This is a genomic window from Gillisella vitis (assembly GCF_001541345.2).
Classification (GTDB): domain Bacteria; phylum Pseudomonadota; class Alphaproteobacteria; order Rhizobiales; family Rhizobiaceae; genus Allorhizobium; species Allorhizobium vitis.
Genome location: NZ_LMVL02000002.1, coordinates 428,454 through 445,963, shown reverse-complemented (window position 1 = coordinate 445,963; position 17,510 = coordinate 428,454). Strand labels below are relative to the sequence as shown.

The 17,510-nt window shown below is 57.9% G+C and carries 15 protein-coding genes and 1 tRNA gene; 6 read left to right on the top strand and 10 right to left on the bottom strand.

Translation table 11 applies throughout. From position 1 onward, the window contains the following. Positions 1-93 precede the first annotated feature (93 nt). From ASB66_RS06960 to ASB66_RS06935, 6 genes are all read right to left on the bottom strand, one after another. Positions 94-1,137, bottom strand: coding sequence for a proline racemase family protein (locus tag ASB66_RS06960; protein ID WP_060719749.1), 1,044 nt, complete (start codon positions 1,135-1,137; stop codon positions 94-96). Positions 1,138-1,243: 106 nt separating this feature from the next. Further along, a complete protein-coding gene (locus tag ASB66_RS06955; RefSeq protein WP_060719750.1) occupies positions 1,244-2,497 on the bottom strand; it encodes an alpha/beta hydrolase in 1,254 nt (417 codons plus the stop codon). Positions 2,498-2,694: 197 nt separating this feature from the next. Beyond that, positions 2,695-4,185, bottom strand: coding sequence for an acetyl-CoA hydrolase/transferase family protein (locus tag ASB66_RS06950; protein WP_060719589.1), 1,491 nt, complete (start codon positions 4,183-4,185; stop codon positions 2,695-2,697). Between the two features lie 382 nt (positions 4,186-4,567). Next, complete coding sequence (locus ASB66_RS06945; RefSeq protein ID WP_060719590.1) at positions 4,568-5,038, bottom strand: hypothetical protein; 471 nt, start codon at positions 5,036-5,038, stop codon at positions 4,568-4,570. A 180-nt stretch (positions 5,039-5,218) separates the two neighbouring features. Then, positions 5,219-6,511 carry an MFS transporter gene (locus tag ASB66_RS06940; protein ID WP_060719591.1) on the bottom strand — a complete coding sequence of 431 codons (1,293 nt, stop codon included), beginning with the start codon at positions 6,509-6,511 and terminating at the stop codon, positions 5,219-5,221. Positions 6,512-6,543: 32 nt separating this feature from the next. Continuing rightward, on the bottom strand, positions 6,544-7,407 hold the full coding sequence (locus ASB66_RS06935) for a LysR family transcriptional regulator (protein ID WP_060719592.1): 864 nt from the start codon (positions 7,405-7,407) through the stop codon (positions 6,544-6,546). Positions 7,408-7,588: 181 nt separating this feature from the next. Between ASB66_RS06935 and ASB66_RS06930 the strand changes: the two genes are divergently transcribed. The 4 genes from ASB66_RS06930 to ASB66_RS06915 are packed head-to-tail and all read left to right on the top strand — an operon-like array spanning position 7,589 to position 11,630. Further along, entirely contained in the window at positions 7,589-8,584 is a 996-nt protein-coding gene (locus tag ASB66_RS06930; protein ID WP_060719593.1) for a TRAP transporter substrate-binding protein, read from the top strand. 9 nt (positions 8,585-8,593) lie between these two features. Continuing rightward, positions 8,594-9,112, top strand: coding sequence for a TRAP transporter small permease (locus ASB66_RS06925; protein WP_060719594.1), 519 nt, complete (start codon positions 8,594-8,596; stop codon positions 9,110-9,112). Next, complete coding sequence (locus tag ASB66_RS06920; protein WP_060719595.1) at positions 9,109-10,395, top strand: TRAP transporter large permease; 1,287 nt, start codon at positions 9,109-9,111, stop codon at positions 10,393-10,395. The genes ASB66_RS06925 and ASB66_RS06920 overlap by 4 nt, the downstream gene beginning before the upstream one ends. A gap of 2 nt (positions 10,396-10,397) precedes the next feature. Next, a complete protein-coding gene (locus ASB66_RS06915) occupies positions 10,398-11,630 on the top strand; it encodes an aspartate aminotransferase family protein (RefSeq protein WP_060719751.1) in 1,233 nt (410 codons plus the stop codon). 56 nt (positions 11,631-11,686) lie between these two features. On the opposite strand, the gene ASB66_RS06910 is transcribed toward ASB66_RS06915, so the two are convergent. The 3 genes from ASB66_RS06910 to ASB66_RS06900 form a co-directional block, all read right to left on the bottom strand. Beyond that, on the bottom strand, positions 11,687-12,001 hold the full coding sequence (locus ASB66_RS06910) for a hypothetical protein (protein WP_060719596.1): 315 nt from the start codon (positions 11,999-12,001) through the stop codon (positions 11,687-11,689). A 333-nt stretch (positions 12,002-12,334) separates the two neighbouring features. Next, positions 12,335-12,410: transfer RNA gene (locus tag ASB66_RS06905), tRNA-Thr, on the bottom strand. Positions 12,411-12,493: 83 nt separating this feature from the next. Next, positions 12,494-13,459: an NAD(P)H-dependent flavin oxidoreductase gene (locus ASB66_RS06900; RefSeq protein ID WP_060719597.1), complete on the bottom strand. Its 966-nt coding sequence runs from the start codon at positions 13,457-13,459 to the stop codon at positions 12,494-12,496. A gap of 313 nt (positions 13,460-13,772) precedes the next feature. Between ASB66_RS06900 and ASB66_RS06895 the strand changes: the two genes are divergently transcribed. After that, positions 13,773-15,041: a hypothetical protein gene (locus tag ASB66_RS06895; protein ID WP_081089168.1), complete on the top strand. Its 1,269-nt coding sequence runs from the start codon at positions 13,773-13,775 to the stop codon at positions 15,039-15,041. A 105-nt stretch (positions 15,042-15,146) separates the two neighbouring features. Here ASB66_RS06895 and ppk2 read toward each other — a convergent pair whose 3' ends face one another. After that, positions 15,147-16,031 carry a polyphosphate kinase 2 gene (gene ppk2, locus ASB66_RS06890; RefSeq protein ID WP_060719599.1) on the bottom strand — a complete coding sequence of 295 codons (885 nt, stop codon included), beginning with the start codon at positions 16,029-16,031 and terminating at the stop codon, positions 15,147-15,149. Positions 16,032-16,310: 279 nt separating this feature from the next. Here ppk2 and phoR point away from each other — a divergent pair, with 279 nt between their 5' ends. Next, positions 16,311-17,501, top strand: a complete 1,191-nt coding sequence (gene phoR, locus ASB66_RS06885) for a phosphate regulon sensor histidine kinase PhoR (RefSeq protein ID WP_060719600.1) — start codon at positions 16,311-16,313, stop codon at positions 17,499-17,501. The last annotated feature ends 9 nt before the right edge of the window (positions 17,502-17,510 follow it).

The following is a 17,510-nucleotide window of genomic DNA, read 5'->3' as shown; positions in this document are numbered from 1 at the left end:
TGACAACCTTAAGAATAGATGGGTTTTCGACACTCCCTCACGTTTTAAGATTCCGGATGTCGGGAGGCCCCCAGCTGGGCGCCATCACAGCTCTTAAATCTTGATGGTTTCGGCCGCAGCACCCCAGACATCCGTCAACACAAACCCACCCCCGAGTGGATCGAAGGCATCCAGGGCAACCTGGTGGATGCCATAGGTAAAGCCGCGTCCGGTAATGGTGGGAATGACCGCAGAGCGACCGGCAACGGTGGTCAGGCCTTGCAGACCGACCGTGAACTGCGAACCGATGATCGAGCGCGACAGAAAGCTGTCACCCGGCTTGACCCGGCCACGCGCATGCAATGTGGCGAGATTGGCCGAATTTCCTGTACCGCAAGGCGAACGGTCTACCCGACCCGGCCACATAGTGGTGCAGGTCCGCACGGCACCGTCCGGGTCCTCATCGCGAAACATCACATAGGCGACGCCGGAAATGGCCGGAATATCCGGATGCACGACCTGTATGCGCTGATTAATGTCGCCCTTCAACAGCATGCCCGCCTCCACCAGACGGCGCGCATTGCCCGGCTCGATGGACAGTCCGAGTTGGCGGACATCCACCAGCGCATAGAAAACCCCGCCATAAGCGAGATCGAAGCGAATCTCGCCCCAACTTTCCGTGGCAATCTGCGCGTCCAGTTCGTGAACGAAGGATGGCACCATAGTCAAGGTGACGCTGTCGCAATGCCCCTCTTTGCATTGAGCCACAGCCTTGACCAGCCCGGCGGCGGTTTCCAGCATCACCACCGTTTCCGGTTCCTGCATCTCGATCATGCCGCTTTCAAGCAGGGCCGTGGTGACGCAGATCGAATTGGAGCCGGAACTGGCATGGGCCTGATCGGGCTGAAGGATGATGAAGGCGGCATCCGCTCGGCTGTCCTTGGCCGGTAGCAGCAGATTGACCGAGCCGATTGGTGCTCCGCGTGGCTCCAACACTAGAAAATGCCGCAGCTCCCGGCCTTTCGGGTCCGTATTCAACCAATGCAACTGATCCGCCACCGTATCGCCGGGAATTTTCGGAACCCCGCCAATCGCCACTTTGCCGATTTCGCCTTCGCAATGCACATCGAGCAATTGCATCATGCGCTTCCATCTCATCGCGGCATCCTCCGGTTCGTGGCTGATCAGTCCCTCAAGCAACAGGCGATCTATTGCATAATTCCTGAAACCGAAATCGATTCAAGGTGGTAATTATTCAGCAGCATCACCGTGGCACAGTGTCACCGACGGAGGTGACCGTCGAGCCAGCACTTTCGCCAAGCTTTTTCAGCTGGTCCCCATAGTTTCGACGGGTCCGGGGGTCGAAGATCATGATCGGTGCGCTGATTGCGGTGCTGGCGGCCTGACCGATCGTGTTGGTCGCGCCGATGGTGACGGCACCGAGAGCTTCGCCGACGCCGACCTGCGAATCCGTGACGGTCTGCCCGGCAATCAGCCGTCCGCCGATCAGCCGCACGACATCAGGGCTTTCGGCGAACTTGCCGTGGTTCAGCCTATCGCCAGTTTTCAGCTTGGTCAGGTCGAGAACGGTGATGCCAGCCTTTTCGAGCACGCTTCGATAGGGTTCATTGGCCGGATTGATCTGTCCCAACCGGTCGACATTGCCGGAAATGCGCCGGGAAATACTCAGCGCCCGGTCATCCTGCGAAACGAACAGGGTGAAATGCGGCGGCTTTGGCCCCAAGGCCTGAAACTGCTTGCCGAACACATCGACATCCAGATCCGGAGAGGCAAGAATGACATTGGTAATCTTGGCATTGACGCCGCCATGGCGGATAGCCATTTGCCGCAGCGCTTCGACGGCAAGCCACGATCCCATCGAATGCGCCATGACGGTCACATCTGAAACCTGCGGGTCGCTGGTCATGCGGGTCAGCATTTCTTCCAGGGCATCGCGGGAGTAATTGGTGCTTTCCTTGTCGTAATTATAATCGAAAATACTGGCGCGAGACGGCCAGGTAAACACCATCGGCACCACATCCGTGCCTGAATCGTGAACGATCTGGGCAAAGCGATAGACGGAATCCTCGTAGGTATTATTGAACCCATGCACGAACAACAGCACGCGGTGCTTGCCCTTTGCATGGGTGTTCAGCCAGGCCCGGCGCTGCTGGTCGTTCTGAATGGGCTGGACGGCAACTGTCGCGAACTCCTTACGCGGATCCGGCGGCAGCTTCTTTGGCCATTGAACCTCACCGATCTTGCGGGTTGCGTCGGGAGGGATCGAAATGGTGACGGCATCGATCATAAGACCCGTTCCACGCTCACCGCTGAACAGGATAGATTTATCCTCCGACGGCGCACGGGTCGTTGCGGCCAGCACGTTGACCTCGCTGGCATTGGCAGCCTTAACCGCACCAACCGGCTTCATCACGCCCACCGCCCGCGATGCGCAGCCCACCAACAGCACGCCGAGCATGATAATAGCGAGCGGCCGAGTGGCCGAGCGCATGGACATGGTCAAGCCGCGCCGCCTTGAGCGGCGGGGTGGAGCTGTGATGGTCTGCTTTTCAGAAAGAGATAGGGCGGATCGGTCGGCATGCGGTTTAATCATTGTCGGGTCCGGTCTGTATCCGCCCCGGGTCAGCATCATGCCGCCCGGCTCTGGTGTCGAAACCGGTTTATCGTCATTAGACGCTTGATACCAGTCAAATCTTATCGGCGCATGGTTCCTGTCTCACGCATCGATTGATGCCAGGAAAACGCCTCTTCGAGAATGTGAGGCGTATGCCCCCCACGCACGAGCGCCCTCTGATAATAATCGGCAAGCTGGTCGCGGTAATCGGGATGCACGCAGTTGTCGAGAACCAGCCGCGCCCTTTCGCGCGGCGCCAGACCGCGTAGATCGGCAAGCCCCTGTTCGGTAATGAGAATATCGACGTCGTGTTCGGTGTGATCGACATGACTGACCATAGGAACGACAGAGGAAATCGCACCATTCTTGGCAATAGACTTGGTAACGAAAATCGACAGATAGGCATTGCGGGCAAAATCACCAGATCCGCCGATGCCGTTCATCATCTGCGTGCCGCCGACATGAGTGGAATTCACATTGCCGTAGAGGTCGAATTCAAGCGCCGTATTGATGCAGATCAGCCCCAGCCGCCGAATGACTTCAGGATGATTGCTGATTTCCTGCGGACGCAGCACGAGGTGATGCTTGTATTCAGCCAGTTTTGGCAGGACTTTCTGATACATCTCCGCCGACAGGGTAATCGACGAGGCAGAGGCAAAAGTCATCTTGCCGGCATCGATCAATTCGAAGGTCGAATCCTGTAAGACCTCCGAATACATCTTCAAGTCATGGAACGGTGTATCGATAAAGCCATGCAAGACGGCATTGGCAATGGTGCCAATCCCGGCCTGCAACGGCTGGAGATCGTAGCCCATCCGGCCTTGGCGCACTTCGTTGAGCAAAAGCTCAATCAGATGGCTGGCAATGGCCTTGGTATCGTCGTCCGGCGGCTGAATAGGGGCCGAGCTGTCCTGTTTCTCCGAGACGACAATGGCGGCAATTTTTTCCGGAGGAATAGAAATATAGGGCAGCCCGACACGGCTTTCCGGCGTCACAACGGGGATCGGCATACGAGCCGGGCGCCGCGACGGGATATAGATGTCGTGCAGGCCTTCCAGCGTGATCGGCTGCGATAGGTTCAGCTCGATAATCACTTTCTTGGCGAGAATGGCAAAGCTGGCGGAATTGCCAACCGATGTGGTCGGCACAATGCCACCATGCTCGGTAATGGCCACCGCCTCAATGATGGCAATATCGACCGGCGCGATCTGACCGGTGCGCAACTGTTCAACCGTTTCTGAAAGATGCTGGTCGATGAACATCACCTCGCCGGCATTGATCGCCTTGCGCAGCGCCGGATCGGCCTGAAACGGCATGCGCCGTGACACGACATGGGCTTCGACAAGCGTCTTGTCGAGATCATTGCCCAGCGACGCACCGGTCATCAGCGTGATTTTCAAAGGATGCTTACGGGCGCGCTCCGCCAGCGCCATCGGCACCGCCTTGGCTTCCCCGGCGCGGGTAAAGCCGCTCATGCCGATGGTCATGCCGTCTTCGATCATGGCGGCGGCCTCGTCGGCTGTGACCAGCTTGTCCATCAGAGGTCTGTAGCGAATACGATCACGCAGCATCGGAAATCCATCTCCTCTATCGTCAGGCCTGTCCGGAAGGGATACTTCGGCCCGCACCAACGCTTTTCGCCCGGTCAGGCATAATCACGTCAATTGTAACATCTTGTGTTATTTTCATAATTTACCCCCATGGCACCAAACTCACCGGTGAATACTGGAGTAATGTCGGCGCGATAAAACGCGATTGCCGGGTGGTCGGCATTGACATATCTCAAGTGGGGAAATTGCGCGCGGCGCGGTGCTTGCGCTATCAAACGTTGCCGTCCATGCAAGATGGCGAGCGTCCGGACGGACGATTTAGCGTACAGGGTTAAGACCTGAAAACACTCTTAAGGGCACACTTTAACGTTAGGGCGCACGGTCTTAAGTCGGACCTGTGGGATCAGGCGGTAATCGACGGTGCCGAGGTCGAGATGGTCGATGATGCGGACGAAGTCCCAGCAGCAATGGGCGAGGATATTGTATTGCTTCCACTGTCGGCGAAGCCGCTGTCAGTCTTGGCGGGTTTGGCTCCCGGTTGGTTTTTCGAGCTATCGCCGACATCAGGCACCTCGATCTCCGTGGTATCAGCCATGCGATCATACGCATCCTGCGCCTGGGGCAGAGGCACATCCGGGAAGACCCGGCCCGCGTCCAGAAGGGCAAACAACACGAGAGCGGGAGGCTGCACGACGTTCAGGATGACCTTATCCAGAACATTGTCACCATTTTGCGCATCCAGGGCCAGATTATAGGTCTCGCGCTCGGCAAGACTTAAGGTCTCCGGCAAAACGGCTCCCTCTTGAAAAGGACTGGCGGTATCTTCTTTTGGCGCACCCGCAGAAGGAACCGAGGTGTTAAGTTGAACAATCATACTTGATCCTCACACTCTATCCGGGAGGAATTTATCATGGCCAAGTATGCATTCAGCTAAATCAATGATTCGATTTTTATGGACCGGCCTATTTGAAACGAAGAGCCTCTGGATCTTTTTGTTGCCATTTGTCCTTTCAGGAAAACAGCCTCTCCTTTTCCCTGACAATGGCTCCTCGTCTCAATGGGCTGCCGAGGGCACTGAACGACCGGTTTTCTCCAAGGTAATCGCCAGAATCGAGGCCAGCAGGCAGAAAGCTCCGGCGATGAAGAAAGCGGGTAAATAGCTCTGCAACTCCGTGCGAGACAGACCGGCGCCATAGGCCGCAGTCGCAGCGCCGAGTTGGTGACCGGTAAAGACCCAGCCGAAAACGATCCCTGCTTTTTCACGACCGAAGCGGTCAGCGGCGATCTTGACGGTTGGGGGCACGGTGGCGATCCAGTCCAGGCCGTAGAAGACAGCAAAGATCGACAGTCCGTAAAAGCTGAAATCGCTGAACGGCAGGAAGAGCAACGACAGGCCACGCAGACCGTAATACCAGAAAAGTAGCCAGCGATTGTCGAAGCGGTCGGAGAGCCAACCGGAGCCGATCGTTCCAAAGAAGTCGAAAATGCCCATCACCGCAAGCACACTGGCAGCGGCCACCGGCAGAATGCCGAAATCGCCGCAGAGCGTGACGAAATGCGTCTGGATCAGTCCGTTGGTGCTGAGCCCGCAGATGAAGAACGTCGCAAAAAGAATCCAGAAGGTGGATGTCTTTGACACCTCCCTGAGCACGGAAACGGGTGTTGCCAACATTGTCAGCAGGCCACCGGTCTGTGGCAATGGCGTTATCACCTGCTCCTCCCCAAAAGAGGGCAGGTTGAGATCGGAGGGACGGTCACGCATCACGGCCAGCACAATGAGTGCAGCCAGCAGGATCATGCCGCAGACGAAAAACACTGTCATTCGCCAGCCGTAGCTTTCCGTCAATTGCGCCATCAGTGGCAGGAAAACCAGTTGACCGGTGGCCGAGCTTGCCGAGAGCATGCCGACGACGAGGCCGCGATGCCTGGTAAACCAGCGGGCCGAAACGGTGGCCGCGAGCACCATGGCTGTCAGGCCTGTACCGAGGCCGACGACCACGCCCCAAAGCAGCAGAAGCTGCCAGATCTCCGTCATGAACAATGACCCAACAAAGCCGCTGGAAATCAGGATCATTGCGAAGACGATGACTTTCCGGACGCCGAAATAATTCATGAACGCCGCCGAGAACGGCCCCATCAGGCCAAACAGCACCAGTCGCACGGCAAGCGCCGAAGAAATCTGCGAGGTCTCCCAGCCAAACTCATCCTGAAGCGGCTTGATGAGCACACCTGGGGCGCCCATGGCACCTGCCGTGACCAGCATGGTGAGGAAGGTTGCCGCGACGACGATCCAGCCATAATGGATGTTACGCCGTGCCAGCATAGAGGCAAGTGCATTGGAGATCATGAGACTATTCCAGGGTGACACTGGTTGAGGTGTTATGCGGTAGAAAGAGAATGCTGGAATTCTGCACGCAGGAACGTCGCCAATTGCCTGACCGGCAGACGCGGTTGCTGGGGCAGAACCATTGCCAACCGCAAGATCGGCAGTTCCGGCAGGCCATCATCCATTCCCAGCTTGCGCCAGTTCGCAGGCACTGCCGTCTCCGGCAGAACCGTCAACAAGTCTCCCGAATGAACCGCCAGCTGAATTCCAGCAATGTCCGATGACGAATAGACAATGCGCCAACGGCGATCTGCACGGTCGAGCGCTGCCAGAACCTGTGGCCGGGACCGGCAGCCGTCAGGAAAAAGCGCCAGTTGAACGGTACTGCTTTGTTCCGGGTAACGGTTTGGCGCCGCGCACCAAACCTGCCGTTCCAGGCGGATCAACTCCCCCTTAGGCTCCGCCGGACTTTGCGTTATGATGGCAATATCCAGCTCCCGACTTTCAACCATGCCTTCCAGATGGTGAGAGAAATCATATTGCAGGTCCAGATTGACCTTGGGATGCTGTGGCGCAAAACGCTGCATCAGCGCCGTGCCAAACAGTGTCAGGTAGTCATCGGGCATGCCGAGCCGAACGCGGCTTTCGTTGCGGCCCTCCAGCAGCGTGGCCAAGGCTTCATCCTCGATGGCTCGTATGCGCCGCGCATAGCCGAGCAATCTTTCCCCGATCGGCGTCAAGGTGACCCGGCGATGCCCACGATCGAACAATCGCAGATCAAGACGCTCTTCCCATTTGCCGATCGCCATGCTGACCGCGGCCTGCGTGCGTCCCAGCCGTTCTGCCGCCGCCGTGAAACTGCCCGTCTCGGCAACAGCTACAAAGCTTGCCAGTGCGTCGCTATCGAGATTGCGCATTCTGCTCCGCCATTGACCAATCGACCGTCGAAACGCTTCCTATCTCCCAAGGCGCAACCGTTTCAGAAAACGGCTGCTATCAGCGGCGCTTATGCATCAATAATAAAATTGTCATTTTCAGCCGCGCAATGACAATTATTCTCATGCTGCGTCAACACAAGAAGAACGTAAAGGGGAATTCATGTTCACTCTCAACAAAAGCAGCCGGCTGCCTGCCATCATGCTCGGCACCGTACTTGGTCTTTCCAGCCTTTGGTCCAGCACAGCCAATGCCGAAACAACATTGCGGCTGGCGCATGCTTCGGCGCCTGAAAGCCTGATCAATGAAGCGGTTCAAAAATTCGCAACGGAAGTTGGTGAGAACACCAAGGGATCGGTGAAGGTTCAGATCTTCCCGAATGCCCAGCTTGGCGACGAAGGCCCGATTGCCGATGGCGTCGGTGCAGGTTCAATCGACATCGGTCTTGGCGGTGCGGTCGACGCCATCGATCCGCGTCTCAACGTGCTGTCGCTGCCGTTCCTGTTCAAGGACGCATCGAACGTTCACGCATTTCTCGATGGCGAACAAGGCCAGAAGATCCAACGCCTCGGCGAGGAGCGCGGCTATGTGATGCTCGGCGTGCTCGACTCCGGCTTTCGCCAGTTCGCCACCAGCAAGCCCATTGAAAAGCCTGCGGATCTGGCCGGCGTAAAAATTCGCACGCCTCCCAATCCCGTTATTCTCGCCACCATGAAGCAGCTTGGCGCCTTGGCGGAATCCATTCCTTTTGGTCAAGTCTATACCGCGCTGCAATCGCATGTCGTTGCTGCCGTAGAGCCTGAAATGCGCGATTACTGGGACTCAAAATGGTATGAAGTCGCCAAGGACCTGTCGATCTCCAATTATATCTGGACCGCCAACTGGTGGTATATGAACAAGGACAAGCTGGAGTCGCTGACGCCTGACGAACAGGCCGCCGTGAAGAAAGCCGCGACAGACACCGTCATCTGGTATCGCAGCGCCTTGGACAAGGCCTATGCCGACACCCAGAAGAAGCTCGAGGGCAAGGGCGTCAAGGTGACGAAAGTCGATACCACACCGTTTGTCGCGCTAGTCTCGCCGGTCTACGACCAATTCTCGAAAGAATGGGGCAGTGATCTCGTTTCGGCGGTAAAACAAGCCGCAAGCGCGAACTGAGGCCCATCCATGGATCAGTTTTCAGAAAACCCCTCACCCGGCGGGTGGGGGTGGTTGAAGCGCATCTTCGAGTTTGCGGGTGTACTGGCCTTCATCGTCATGTTCGGATCAACGCTGCTTGGCGTGATTGCCCGCTATTTCGGTTTGGGCGGGTTCGAATGGTCCTTCGAAGTCGCCGGGATCGCCTTCATCTGGATCATCTTCATCGGATTGATCAATGCCGAAGTCCGGGGTGAAAACGTCGCTTTCGAAGCCCTCAAGCACAGCGCCCCGCCCCGTCTGCGGGCCGCCTTCGATGCCATCGCCAACCTGGCGCTTCTGACCATGGGGCTGGCTTTCGTCATCAGCGGCTGGGCGGTCTGGCAGCGCTCGTGGAAGGTGCCGACATCCGTCTTGCGCATGCCGACCGGCGTGATCACCGCGACAATCCTCATTCTTGGTGTCGCAGCCGTCTGCATTGCGCTCTACCGCCTTTCCCACAAGGTTCGTCCATTGCCGGAAAAGCCCCAGGAAGGATCACTGCGATGACCGTTGCCATCCTTATCCTCAGCTTTTCCTTTCTGCTGCTGATCGGCGTTCCCATTGCCTGGTGCATGGGCGTGGCCAGCCTGCTGACAATCTATGTCGGCCATCTCGGCCTGCCCTTCGCCTGGTTTGCACAGCAGACGATCCGCGGTGCCGATGCCATTACTCTTGCGGCCATTCCTCTGTTTCTCTTTGCCGGGGAATTGATGAACCGTGGCGGCCTGACCACCCGGATCATGCGGGTCGCGGAACATGTCTTCGGCCGCATTACCGGCGGCCTTGGCCTCGTCAATGTTGCAACGGCCCTCGTCTATGGGGGCATCAGCGGCTCGGCGACCGCCGATACCGGTGCCGTCGGATCGATCATGATCCCTGCCATGGCCGAGCGTGGCTATCCGAAAGCCTTTGCCGCCGCCGTAACAGCCGCCTCCGGCACCCTTGGCATTATCGGTCCACAGAGCGTCATTCTGATCCTCTATGGCGTGCTGACCAACACCTCGATCGGCGGCCTGCTGGTGGCAGCCCTGCTGCCAGGCCTGTTCATCGCAGTGACATTTATGGTCACATCCTACATCGTCGCTAAACGCCATAATTTTCCGCGCAACGAAACACCCGCGCAATGGGGTGAAATTGGCAGGGATGCGCTTGGCGCCCTCCCTGCCCTGCTGATGCCAGTGCTGGTGCTGGGCTCGATCATTGGCGGCATCGCAACGGCCACGGAAGCCTCGGCGCTCGCCGTCGTCTATTCCTTCCTGGTGGGAATCTTCGTCTATCGTGAGCTTCCGCTGCGGTCGCTCTATTCGGCAGCGTCGGCTGCCGTGGCAACAACCGGCGTGATCATGATGATCATGGCGCTCGCCACACCGTTCGGCTGGATTCTGACGGTCGAACAGGTGCCGGCCAATGCCGCCGCCTGGATTACCGGCCTGCATACGACACCGCTTGTCACCATCATCCTGGTGCTGGTGTTGTTGAAAGTCGTCGGCTTCTGGCTCGATCTTGGGCCAGCGCTGATCATTCTGGCGCCGATACTGGTACCGATCGCCCTGGCGGCGGGCATGACGCCCTACCAGACCGGCATCGTCTTCACCATGACGCTCGGCATTGGTCTGTTTACCCCGCCGATTGGCACGAACATCTTTGTCGTCTGCAATGTCGCAAAAATCGACATGTGGTCGGTCTCGAAGTGGCTGGTTCCCTATTGGATTGCCAGCGTGGTTTGTGTTGCGGCCCTCGTCGCTTTCCCCATCCTGACCGAATGGCTTCCAAGCCTGTTTGGAGTTTAATGATGCAACATCTGGTTTGCGGTATATCCAGCGGCGGACGTGAAGTTCCCGATCTGGACGGGAAGAGATTTCTCGTCGCCAATGCACAGGGGCCTTATGTCTGGGACGAAGACGGTCGGCGATATGTCGATACGGCCCTTGGCTTCGGTGCCACGTTCCTCGGACATACCGATCCTGTCGTCACCGAAGCCATCCGCGAAGCCTTGAGCAAGGGCTCGATGCCCGCCTATGCCCACGCGCTTGAAGAGGAAGCGGCAGCCGCTCTTGCTGCCCATAGCGGGGATCTGACCAAGGTCATTTTTCTCAACTCCGGCAGCGAGGCGGTGCATCTGGCCTGCCGGACGGCGCGCGCGCTGACCGGGCGGCAGAAAATCGTCAAGATGGCTGCCGGTTATGACGGCTGGTTCGATGACGTGGCTTTCGGCAATGCCGGAGCGCCGGAAGCGAAAATGGCGACAAATGAGCGTCCAGCGAATGGTAATACCTTACTGCTTCGCTTCAACGATCGGCAGGATGTCGAACTGCTGTTTGAAGAATGCGATGATATCGCCGCCATCGTCCTGGAGCCGATGATGGCCAATGCAGGATGTATTCTCGCCGATCCCGGATATCTGCAACACGTCGCCTCGATTGCCCACCAGCATGGCGCGCTGGTGATTATGGATGAAGTGCTGATGGGCTTTCGGCTGCATGGTGGCCTGGCAAGCCATCTGATGGGTATCCGTCCGGATCTTGCGACGGTTGGCAAGGCCATTGGCAACGGCGTTGCCGTTGCGGCTTTGCTCGGCACGCCAGAGGTCATGGCAGCCTTTGAGGACCGTCGTGTCAACCGCGCCGGCACCTACAATGGCAACCCGGTCGCCTGCGCCGCCGTGAAGGCGGCGATGAGTGTCATTGATACTGTCAATTACGGCGCGCTCGAAAAGGTGGGAACCGACCTCCAGGCGCATGCGATCCATGCCTTCAACAATGCAGGCATCGACATCTGTGCGAGCGGCTATGGCACCGTCTTTACACTCTGGCGCGGCAAGACGCCGCCCTCTAACTACCGCGAAGCAGCACAGCTGTCCGACAAGGATTTTACCACCAGACTTCATACCGAACTGCGGCGCAACGGCGTGATGTCGATGTATAACCAGTTCGGTCGCTACTATCTTTCCGCCCGGCATGATGAGGAAGCGCTTGGCCTCTGGGCCGAAGCTTTTGAAAAGACTGCAAGATCGATCGCAGCCTGACAGGCTCTGTTTGTTACAGCGCCATGCCTTTCATGAAACGCATGGCGCTGTAACGGTCAATGATGGGCGTGCTGCTCATTATGTTTACGGGTCGCTGCGGCCTTCTTTGCGGAGGCAGATCGCTCTTCCCTAGTTCTTGCCGCAGAGGTCCTGCCGCCCTTGCGTCCACCCTTTTGCGAGGATGCGTGGCTTTCGGGGTGGCCGCGACCGGACCCTGACTTGTTGCCGCCACCGCTTTCTTTGTTCACCGTCGCCCAGGCGCGGCTTTGCGCTTCCTTTTCGGGTACGCCACGATTTTCGTAACTCTCTTCGATGTGTTCAGCCTTGCGTTTTTGCTTGTCGGTATAAGCGGATTTGTCACCACGGGGCATGAAACATCTCCCTTTGCTGATTTAAAGAGAAATAACCGCGCTGGAAGTCGTAAAGTTCCGAATAAAGGGGAAGCCGTGATAGACACTCTCATAGACAGTCCGATCAAAGGCACCATCCCTTTAAAGGCTGGCTTGGACAAAAATCCGTTCGGCATGGACCGTCGCAGGCCACAGAGGAGCAGTTTCACCCATTCAACATTCGAAGGTTGCTTGTCGGCTATCTGGCTTGCCAAACAATCTGTTAGTCTGGGTCGCATAGGGTGGCCACTCAAAATGGCTCTCTCACCCAGCAAATGGCTGGCGGTAAAAAAACCTGCTATACCAGTGGTTAAATGGTGCCGCTTGCAGGACTCGAACCTGCGACCCCATCATTACGAATGATGTGCTCTACCACCTGAGCTAAAGCGGCACGCGAGGCCGAAGACCGACCTGCGATGTGTGCGGGTGGATACAGGCAAACATCGCAGATTTCAAGATGCCTTTTGGTATCCGTTACACTTTTCCGCAGATCCTGTCCCGGGCGGCGCGATATTCCGTGTCCAGTCGATCGACCAGCGCAGCCACGGGTTCCACGGCCTTGATGGCCCCGATGCCTTGGCCACAGCCCCAGATGTCCTTCCAGGCCTTGGCGCCAGTGACGGCGCTGCCGAAATCCATCTTGCTGGGATCGGCTTCCGGCAGTTTGTCAGGGTCCAGGCCCGAGGCAACGATGGAGGAGCGCAGATAATTGCCGTGAATACCGGTAAAATAGTTAGAGTAGACGATATCAGTGGCGCTGGCCTCAACGAGAGCCTGCTTATAGGCGTCCGGCGCCCGCGCCTCTTGCGTGGCAATAAAGGGCGAACCGATATAGGCCATGTCGGCACCTGCCGCTTGCGCGGCAAGAATGGCGCCGCCGGTCGAAATCGAACCGGCAAGCAACAACGGCCCATCGAACCATTCCCGGATTTCCTGGATAAGCGCGAAGGGGGACAGAGTTCCCGCATGGCCGCCTGCGCCCGCGGCAACAGCGATCAGGCCATCGGCACCCTTGCGGATCGCCGAATGGGCATGGCGATTGTTGATCACGTCATGCAGCACGATGCCGCCATAGGAATGGATGGCAGCATTCACTTCAGGCACGGCACCCAGCGAAGAGATGACGATCGGCACCTTGTATTTGACGCACATGCCCAGGTCGTGCTCCAGCCGTTTGTTGGAGCCGTGGACGATCTGGTTGACGGCGAACGGCGCAGCCGGACGCTCGGGATTTGCGCGATCATGGGCTGCAAGCTCCTGGGTGATCTCATCCAGCCATTCGTCCAGTTGCGATTCCGGCCGGGCGTTCAACGCCGGGAAGGCACCGACCACACCCGCCTTGCACTGCGCCACCGTCAGACGCGGATGCGAAATGATGAACAAAGGCGATGCAATCACCGGAAGTCTGAGGTGACGGGAGAGGATATCTGGAAGAGCCATTTGGGCCTCAAAAAATTGACGTTCGCGTAAACGTCAAAAGCCTAGCAGACCTGTTGCCGGTTGAAAAGAGTAGCACTCACGGTCCGCCGCATTGACAAGACCTCGATGTGCGCCCGAGCGACCGGGGTGGACAGAACGTGACCCAGAACCGTCACAAGCCACTCGGTAGAGTTTATAATGACGTTTTTCCACTATCGATCTGTCGCGGAATGGGCTGCGGGCTTGCGGTTTGCCTAGTCTCCGATTACCGATTCAAGGGAAGAAGAGTGCCCGATACATTTCGTCGCGGGCCATGAATGTGGAAAGGTCTCGCGTGAGCGGATTGGAAACGGCCATCAGAAGCGCCCTCGACCGGTCGGAACGATCGCGGGCTGAAGTTCGGGCCAGAATTTACCAGTCTGCGCGTCAGGCTCTGGAAGCAGGTCTCAAGAAGCAGAATGTCAACGATCCTGAGACCGTGGCCGAGCAGCGCCATCGGTTGGAAGCGACTATTCATGCAATCGAGCAGCAGGAGCGGGCGCGGCTGAAAGCCGAAGCCGCAATTGAACCCGTGACACGCGCTCCGGCTTCGCCACCCATGTCGCCCTCGCATTCGGCGCCAATGCCGCCAAGAGGGCCCGCGCCATCTGCTCCAGCCGATGCGCACGCTGCTGGCGACGATTCGGCTTCCCTGTCCTTCGGTGTCGACCGTGATCACGGACAGCCTGCCGAGCCAAGCCTTGACCTTGATGATGTCCGGGCTGAGCGGCATGACCGCGCTGATCCGGCGGGCATGGCAAGTTTTGCGTCGTTTTCGGCTCGGCCAATGAGTGGGGAGCCAGAGAGCGCAGAGGAAGAATATGACGAAGAGCCTGCCCGTCGTATGCGCGCGGAGCCCGTTGCAAAGCCACGCCGTCGCCGGGGCGTGCTGTCTCGCCTGTTGATTTCCGTCACCCTCCTGTCTTCCCTCGGCATTGCTGCCTGGTGGGTCTATTCCACCGGCCTGTTGCTTTCGCCTGCCCAGCGGCAGACGGGTGCGCCCTCGCCGACGCCGACTGTGTCGTCGGAAGATTTCAACGGCGACCAGCCCACCGATCAATCCGGTGGAGAAGCGGCAAACGAGCCAAAGACAATCGATCCGCAACGCGGTTTTTCCAATGATTGGATAGAGGCCTTCCAGCCTGACGACGCCTCGAAAATCAAGGTGAGGCCAAACGCCACGGCAGAAGTGGTCGGCGCCAGCGATGGCCAGGCTGTCCATATCGTTTCACGCAGCACCGACATGGATGGGACGGCCGCCATCGAAATTGCGCCTGACCTGTTGCGACAAATGGCTGGAGGAACCTCGACCATCGCCCTGACGGTGCAGTCTTCTGGTGAAAAACCGGTTCAGTTCTCGCTGAGCTGCGCATTTGATCGCCTGGGCGATTGCGCCCGTCACCGCTTCACCGCCAATCCCGAAAAAGCCGACCTGTTGTTTCGGGTGAACCTGTCAAATGGTGTCGCTCCCAATGCTCCTGGGCAGCTTCTGATCAACGCCGATATCAGCGGTCAGGGCAACGGCATCAATCTTTATGCTGTGCGCGTTCTTCCCGGCAAGTGATTGCTGCGACAGTATCGTTGCCCTGAACGAAACCCGAGAAGATGCTGTCGCAAGCCAAATCTGCTGAGTGTTTGCTTCAAAACACCCTTCGGACAGTGTCCGTCGTCAGAGTATATCTGGCGCCTCTGCGACGATCTTTTTGTCGATCTCACCGATCGCCTTTATGTCGCGGCCCTCGTAGTCAAGGGAAAGCAGCATGTGCCTTATGACATTGAGATGAGCCCGGCGCTTGTCATTCGCCTTGGCCACAATCCAGGGCGCGTGCTTGGTATGGGTTTCCTTCAGCATCCGGTCGCGTTTTTCGGTGTAATCGCCCCATTTATCCAGGGCGGCAATGTCCATCGGCGATAGTTTCCAGACCTTCAGCGGATCGTGACGGCGGTCGTGAAAGCGCTTGATCTGCATTTCCTGACCGATATCGAGCCAGAATTTGAAGAAATAAATGCCTTCCTGCCGGATCAGCTTTTCGAACCGTGGCGCCTGTTCCAGAAAATGCTCGTATTGGTCGGGCGTGCAAAAGCCCATAACCGGCTCGACCACAGCGCGGTTATACCAGGATCTATCGAACAGCGACATGTCGCCCCCGCCCGGAAAATGGGTGATATAGCGCTGAAAATACCATTGACCGAGTTCGGTTTCCGTCGGTTTGGTCAAGGCGACATTGTGGACCGAGCGGGGATTCATATATTCGAGAATGGAGTGAATCGTGCCGCCCTTGCCCGCTGCATCCCGTCCCTCGAACAGGGCCATCACCCGTTTGCGGGTCGATTGCAACCAGTACTGCACCTTGACCAGTTCGATCTGGAGTTTCTTCAACTCCTCGTCATAGACCTCTCGTTTCAACTTTTTGTCATAGGGATGACCGCCAGAGCTCAGCGCTTCCTTTTCAACCCAGTCCGGCAGAACCGGATCGTCGATATCAAAGGCGCGCAATTCACCTCTGATCCGCAAGGTTACGCCACGACTGCCTGCCTGCTGCTCGTCATCCATTCCATTCTCCCTGTCGCCAGTACCGTCTGATTTGAGTATATTGACCATGAAACTGTCAAAATCTTCAACAACCTGTTCGAAACGTGGGAGTGCGACGCTTCGTTCCCATCCGTGCGTTGACATTCATTCGTGCGTAGGCGGTAAAATCCTGTCATGCAACAGGAATAGGGTATCTCTCCAACCCACCCATACCGCCGCCGGAGGTTTTCATTGAAGCAGTACTTTCCATCCTGGCGGCGCTTTGGCGAGCGATTGCGCGACCGTTGGGATTTTATCCTAATGACACTCCTGGTCTCCGGCTCAGCAGTGCTGGCCGGTGCCGATAGCGAGTTCGGCGTCGTCTTGCTGCTGTTTTCGCTGATCGTCATCCTGCTCTATAAAGGCACCGAAGACAAAGATCCGCCAGAACAGTTACCTGTGGCACCCTCGCCTATCCTGCCGCACGGAGAAGAGGTCGAGGGACTTGTGCAGGCGACAATCGCGGCTATCGATCTGCCCTGCGTGGTGTTCGGCTCGGATGGTGGGGTCGTCTTCCAGAACGGCGCCGCCGAAAAGGCCTTTGGCAAACTGGAAACCGGCATGCATATTTCCGCCCGCTGGCGCTCACCCGGCATTCTCGACATGGTGCGCGAGACCGTCGGCAACGGCTTGCCCAACCAGATCGAACATTCAGAAGTGTTGCCCTCCGAAAGGGTCTTCGCGGTGCGGGTCGCGCCCCTGTCCCTGCCGCAACTGAAGAGGGATTCGGCCCTTTTCGTCATGACCTTTCGCGATATTTCGGAACTGCGCCGCATCGACAGAATGCGTTCGGATTTCGTCGCCAATGCCAGCCACGAACTGCGCACGCCGCTCGCCTCCTTGCGCGGTTTCATCGAAACCCTGCTCGGCCCCGCCCGCAACGACCTGAAGGCGCAGGAGCGCTTTCTGGGCATCATGCTGGATCAGGCCAACCGGATGAGCCGGCTGGTGGATGATCTGCTGTCCCTGTCCCGGCTGGAGCTGAAAGCCCATCTGGCGCCCGACCAGAAAGTGGCACTCCAGCCCGTTCTGACCCATGTGCGTGACAGCCTGACCCCACTCGCCGCAGAGCTGGATGTGGACCTGCGCCTGCATTTGCCACAGGAGAGCGTTGAGGTCACGGGCGACCGCGATGAACTGATCCAGGTTTTCGAAAACCTGATCGAAAATGCCTGTAAATATGGCCAGGAGGGCAAGCAGGTGGACGTTTTTCTACGCCAGAAGGCCAGCGGCGTGGAAGTCAGCGTGGTGGACAAGGGGCCTGGCGTGCCCGCCGAGGATGTACCGCGCCTGACGGAACGCTTTTACCGTGTCAGTGTGGCCGATAGCCGCTCCAAGAAAGGAACCGGGCTGGGGCTTGCCATCGTCAAGCATATCCTGACCCGCCACCGGGCGCGGCTGATCATCCGCTCCGAACTTGGTCAAGGAACGGATTTTACCGTCCGTTTTTGACAGATCTCG

Bases quoted from the DNA above. Each gene is read 5' to 3' on its own strand.
- ASB66_RS06960 (WP_060719749.1), bottom strand. From the start codon at position 1,137: ATGAGATGGAAGCGCATGATGCAATTGCTCGATGTGCATTGCGAAGGC.
- ASB66_RS06955 (WP_060719750.1), bottom strand. From the start codon at position 2,497: ATGTCCATGCGCTCGGCCACTCGGCCGCTCGCTATTATCATGCTCGGC.
- ASB66_RS06950 (WP_060719589.1), bottom strand. From the start codon at position 4,185: ATGCTGCGTGATCGTATTCGCTACAGACCTCTGATGGACAAGCTGGTC.
- ASB66_RS06945 (WP_060719590.1), bottom strand. From the start codon at position 5,038: ATGATTGTTCAACTTAACACCTCGGTTCCTTCTGCGGGTGCGCCAAAA.
- ASB66_RS06940 (WP_060719591.1), bottom strand. From the start codon at position 6,511: ATGATCTCCAATGCACTTGCCTCTATGCTGGCACGGCGTAACATCCAT.
- ASB66_RS06935 (WP_060719592.1), bottom strand. From the start codon at position 7,407: ATGCGCAATCTCGATAGCGACGCACTGGCAAGCTTTGTAGCTGTTGCC.
- ASB66_RS06930 (WP_060719593.1), top strand. From the start codon at position 7,589: ATGTTCACTCTCAACAAAAGCAGCCGGCTGCCTGCCATCATGCTCGGC.
- ASB66_RS06925 (WP_060719594.1), top strand. From the start codon at position 8,594: ATGGATCAGTTTTCAGAAAACCCCTCACCCGGCGGGTGGGGGTGGTTG.
- ASB66_RS06920 (WP_060719595.1), top strand. From the start codon at position 9,109: ATGACCGTTGCCATCCTTATCCTCAGCTTTTCCTTTCTGCTGCTGATC.
- ASB66_RS06915 (WP_060719751.1), top strand. From the start codon at position 10,398: ATGCAACATCTGGTTTGCGGTATATCCAGCGGCGGACGTGAAGTTCCC.
- ASB66_RS06910 (WP_060719596.1), bottom strand. From the start codon at position 12,001: ATGCCCCGTGGTGACAAATCCGCTTATACCGACAAGCAAAAACGCAAG.
- ASB66_RS06900 (WP_060719597.1), bottom strand. From the start codon at position 13,459: ATGGCTCTTCCAGATATCCTCTCCCGTCACCTCAGACTTCCGGTGATT.
- ppk2 (WP_060719599.1), bottom strand. From the start codon at position 16,031: ATGGATGACGAGCAGCAGGCAGGCAGTCGTGGCGTAACCTTGCGGATC.
- phoR (WP_060719600.1), top strand. From the start codon at position 16,311: ATGACACTCCTGGTCTCCGGCTCAGCAGTGCTGGCCGGTGCCGATAGC.